General features: G+C 41.5%; 3 protein-coding genes. All 3 read left to right on the top strand.

Annotation, left to right across the window (positions count from 1 at the left end):
- A partial coding sequence (locus tag ACEW8O_RS14245) for a hypothetical protein (RefSeq protein WP_373495296.1) occupies window positions 1-212 on the top strand: 212 nt, incomplete at its 5' end.
- Window positions 213-329: 117 nt separating this feature from the next.
- The gene (locus ACEW8O_RS14240; protein WP_373495295.1) at window positions 330-2,741 is read left to right on the top strand and encodes an ABC transporter permease; all 2,412 of its coding nucleotides are present in this window, start codon (window positions 330-332) and stop codon (window positions 2,739-2,741) included.
- A gap of 446 nt (window positions 2,742-3,187) precedes the next feature.
- Window positions 3,188-5,440 (top strand): ABC transporter permease (locus ACEW8O_RS14235; protein ID WP_373495294.1); only part of this gene is annotated, 2,253 nt, incomplete at its 3' end.

The raw sequence follows: 5,440 nt of genomic DNA, 5'->3' as shown, positions 1-5,440 counted from the left end.
TCATCACACTTTTGGGTGCTGTATTGGCCCTGCCCTTGAGTTGGTATGTGATGCAAGGTTGGATATCACAGTTTGCGGTAAGACAATGGCCTTCTTGGTTCAATTTTGTTTTGATCCTGATAGTGGGCTTGGGTTTGGTGGTATTTATCGTCACAGGCCAATCCATCCGGGCAGCACAAATGAATCCTGTGGATACCTTAAAAGATGATTAATGGAATTGAAAATATGAGTTTCTGCAACTTAAGTCTAGGGACGGAAGACCGAAGAAAATCTCAGTCTTCCAACTCCGGACTTCCAAACTTCCCACCATATCAAAAAACTAAATAGCCATGCTAAAAAACTACCTCATCATTGCCATCAGAAATATCAAGCGGAATAAACTCCGGACTTTGGTCCATGTGTTGGGTCTATCTTTGGGCATTGCCATCTGTCTGGTGATTTTTACAGTGGTCTGGCATGCTTATAGTTTTGATAGATTTCATGCGGATAGCGAAAGGATTTTCAGGATCAATACTGTTGAAGAATGGGAACCCGGAAATTCCTTTCAATCTCCCGCCACCAATGGGCCTTTGGGAGAAGTGATTGATGAGGAACTTTCCTTTATCGAAAATAAAGGCAGGATATACGTCCTGTACGAGACCATGGTGAGCATACCCGAGCAAAACAAAGTAATTGGAAGAAGTGATAAGGTTGCCTTTTCCAATCCGGGATTTTTTGAGATTTTTCAAAGAGACTGGCTTTCCGGAAACCCCCAAACGGCCCTACAGGAACCTTATTCTGCGGTGATTTCCGAAGCCAGTTTACAAAAGTATTTCCCCGGATTAGGAGCCAATGATGTTTTGGGAAAAGAAATTCTATGGATCGATGCTTCAGATTCCATTTATGCACAGGTCAAGGGTGTTGTGGCTGATTACACTGAAAACACGGACTTTATCTTTACTGATTTTATTTCCTTCAGTACCATTGCCAAGAAGGAAAAAGAGGATTGGTATGGCCTTCACAGTTGGACCAATTTGAACACCGCCAGTCAGTTGTTTGTTAAAGTTGCCGAAAATTCCGGTAAAGCAAATTTGGATGAAGCCCTTGCTGTTTTGGCCAAAAAATACTTTAGTGAACAGGATAGCCACCCGGATTTTATCGGAGAACCTCTTTCCGAAATTCATTTCAGCCTAAACTACGATGATACGACTATTTCAAAAACCCTTTTGAATGGGCTTATTTACATAGGGATCATTATTTTGATGTTGGCCTGCCTGAATTTTATAAATCTGGAAACTGCTTTGGCAATCAATAAGGCCAAGGAAGTAGGAATAAGAAAAACCCTGGGCAGCAATCGCGGTCAACTGATCTTTCAATTTTTGAGTGAGACTTTTGTTTTGGTGGTCATTGCATCGGCGGTTTCCATATTTATCGCCGATTTGATCAAAAACTATTTTGCAGATTACCTTCCCGCAAATTTCGAAGTTTCGTTTCTTAGTCAATTGAGTCTGTTTTTCCTGGCTGCAAATGCCATCATCCTAACAGTGATTTCCGGATTGTATCCGGGTTTTGTTTTGGCCAACTATCAACCTCAGCGGGCGCTCAAGGGAGAATTACTTCATCAACATGGTTTTTCCCTTGGGGTATTTCTGAGGAAAAATCTGGCGGTATTGCAGTTTACCGTTTCCATCACTTTTATCATCATGGTGTTGGTCTTAACCAGCCAATTGAACTTTATCAGCTCTCAGCCTTTGGGATTTGAAAAAGAAGCGGTAATGTACACAAACCTCCCATTTATGGGAGATAGGTCCCAGAGAGAATTGTTGGCAGAAAGGCTCCGAAATGAAAGTTTCGTTGAGGGTGTAAGTCTTGGCAACAATTTGGTGTCCTCCCATTCCATTTGGACCTCTGACGCATATGCCATGGTGGATTCCGTGGAGCAGCAACTGAATGTGCAGGTTATGAATGTGGATTCAGCTTTTGTGTCTGTTAATGGGATTTTATTATTGGCCGGAAGAAAGGCTAATAATGTGAACAATGAAATTATTGTCAACCGTAATTTCCTAAAAGCTATTGGATCGCCGGAACCTGCAGATGCGATAGGTCAGACCATCAACTTCCGTGGAGGGCAAAATACCATTGTTGGGGTGGTAGAAAATTTTAATGCCCGCAATCTGAAAGAGGAAATCATGCCCATAGTTTTGATTTATCAACCTGATTACCACTTTATACTTACCACAAAGGTATCCAATCAACAAAATCTCGCCTATGCGAAGCAGAGGCTGGAATCCATGGTGGAAGAGGCCTTTCCTTATGAAGCTTCAGGTTTTAATTTTATTGATGAGATGTTGGAAGGATTTTATGAAGAAGATAAAAAAATCCAGGGAGTCCTTGGCTTTGCAGCAATAGTGGCCATTCTTATTTCCATCTTGGGATTGTTTGGCTTGTCCTCTTTTACCATTGCACAAAGAACAAAAGAGGTCAGCATCCGAAAAGTATTGGGGGCAGGTATTCTTCAAATCATCGCCTTGGTCAGTAAACAGTACTTCTGGCTGGTATTAATATCTTTTGGCCTAGCCGCATACCCAGCTTATTACCTGAGTAATATGTGGTTACAGGAATTTGCCTACAAAATAGATATGCCCTATCTGATGTTCTTAGGAGTAGGATTTGGTGTCCTGATATTGGCCCTGCTTGTAGTCGGATTCCATTCCCTAGGAGTAGCCAAGACTAATCCTGCGGAGATATTGAAGAGTGAGTAAGGAAAGGATGAAGAATGAGGGAGGAAAGGTCAAAGTATCAAGTATTAAGTATCACGTATTCAAGAGCCAAGATACAAGATACAAGAATCAAGAGCCAAGAACCAAGAAACAAAGCCAGCCCCGAGTATCGGTGAGATTAGATGCGGGAGATTAGAAAAAAGACTAATGCCGTAGGCATGACCGATGTAATAGCCCGGTAATTTATTGCCGGGATTAGGGATTAAGTGTAAGTATCCAAAGTGCCGTAGGCACGGGCGATTTAGAAAATCATGAAAAAGAGGCCAATATACCCCAGAAAGTATTGTCCAAAAAATCGTGAAACTGAAAAAAATGTCAAATAAAATCAAAGGGTTACATGACAGGACCGAGGTTCCAATCTTGGTACAAGATTCTTGGTATTTTGTACAAAGACCAAAACCCTACAAACCAAAACAAACCCATACCCCATGCTAAAAAACATCCTAAAAATTGCACTGAGAACCTTTTGGAAAACCAAGAGCATTTCTATCATCAATGTCTTGGGATTGTCTTTGGGCATTGCCCTTTGCCTGATCATAGCGCTTTTTGTTCGCAATGAATTGAGTTATGACAGGCATTTCCCAAATGCGGAGCGGATTTACCGGGTAACTTCTGATATTGTCTTTGGTGGCAATGCCATGAAAATGACTTATGCACCTGCACCTATGGCTGATGCCTTGATGGAGGAAATCCCCGAAGTGGAAGCTGCGGTGCATTTCAGAAATCAGGGATCTTTTTTGATCAAAAGGTATGAGGACAATATCAAAGAATCTGATGTAATCTTTGCAAGAAAAGGCTTTTTGGATGTGTTCGACATTCCTTTGATGGAGGGAAGCAAGCAGGGAGCATTGGACGAACCCAATACCATCCTCATCAGTCAAACCATGGCGGATAAGTTTTTTAAAGGTGAAAATGCCGTGGGGCAAACCTTGATACTGGATAATAAAACAGACTACAAGATCACTGCTGTATATGAAGATATTCCTGAAAACAGCCATTTTAATTTTCATGTTCTGCTAGCCGCTGAGGGATTGCCTGAAGCAAAGTCAGGAAATTGGATCGGTAATAATTTCCAGACCTATATTCTGGTCAACCCCAACGCAGATAAAAATGAAATGGATCAAAAGATAGCTGCGATGTCAGAAAAGCATTTAATCCCAGTTATGAAGCAGGTGCTTGGGGAAGATTTTACCATCGAGCAATTCAAAGCCAGTGGCAATAAAGTGGAATATATGCTTCAGCCTTTGTTGGATATACATTTGTACAGTGATTTGTTGGGAGAGTTCAAGGCCAATTTTTCCAGTACTTATGTGTATTTGTTTGTTGCCATTGCGCTATTCATCCTATTGATAGCCTGTATCAATTTTATGAACTTGGCAACCGCAAAATCCTCCAATCGTGCCAAGGAAGTTGGAGTTCGCAAAAGCATGGGTTCGGGTAGGTCTGAATTGATTTTCCAATTTATGACCGAGACCTTTTTGATGAGTTTCATTTCTTTTATCATGGCGGTTTTTATAGCTTCTCTTTTGCTTCCTTTTTTCAATGAACTGGCAGGTAGAAATTTAAGTTTGCCGCTTGATTCCATCATTTTCTATGGCTGTCTGCTGTTTGGAGCGATATTAGTTGGCTTGGTCGCAGGGATTTATCCGGCACTTTTTCTTTCAGGTTTTAAGCCTGCCAAAGTATTGAAAGGCGATATTTCCAGTGGAATTAAAAGCGCTGCGGTAAGAAGTTCCTTGGTGGTATTTCAGTTTTCAATTTCGATTATCCTGATTTTCTGTACGATAGTGCTTTTTTCCCAAATGAACTTTATCCAAAACAAAAATCTGGGATTCAACAAAGATCAGATTATCATGGTGCATGACATGTATGCTTTGGGAGGTCAAAAGCAAACTTTCAAACAGGAAGTTTTGGGGAGTTCAATGATCGAAAATGGGACTCTAAGTGGATTTCTTCCGGTATCAGGTACCAACAGATCGGACGATCCTTGGTGGGTAATGGGCAGGAATATTCAAGACCAGGAAAATATGGTATCTATACAAAACTGGAAAGTGGATTTTGATTATGTCAGGACTTTGGGAATGAAGATAATACAGGGAAGGGACTTCTCTTTGGATTTCCCTTCTGACTCCTCAGCGGTGATTATCAACGAGACAGCGGTGAGAAACTTTAACTTTGAAGGGGATCCGATAGGTCAGAAAATCTCATCGTTTTCAGGGGATAATGTTTCGGGATTGAATACAGATGACCTGGAGGTCAAAACAGTGGTCGGAGTGGTCGAGAATTTTCATTTTGAGTCCTTAAAGGAAAATATCGGGGCAGTGATGCTATTTGTGGATGCCAATCCATCCGGTATTGCTTCCTTTAAGTTCAAGTCGCAGGATGCACAGGAAGTACTGCAATTGGTGGAGGACAAATGGAAAGAACTCGCACCAGGACAGCCCTTTGCCTATGAATTTTTGGATGAGCGGTTTGCATCCATGTATGCATCGGAGACAAGGATAGGGAAGGTCTTTGCGGCATTTACAGGATTTGCGATTTTTATTGCCTGTATGGGATTGTTTGCCTTGACGGCTTATACAGCAGAACAGCGTAGGAAGGAAATCGGCATCAGAAAAGCTTTGGGAGCTTCGGTAAGTTCATTGGTATTATTGCTGTCCAAGGAGTTTACCAAGTTGGTC

This window comes from Aquiflexum sp. (genome assembly GCF_041749095.1).
In the GTDB taxonomy this organism is placed as follows: Bacteria; Bacteroidota; Bacteroidia; order Cytophagales; family Cyclobacteriaceae; genus Aquiflexum.
This window is presented reverse-complemented; position numbering and strand designations above follow the sequence as displayed.

Coding starts and splice junctions, on each gene's coding strand:
- ACEW8O_RS14240 (WP_373495295.1), top strand. CDS start 330: ATGCTAAAAAACTACCTCATCATTGCCATCAGAAATATCAAGCGGAAT.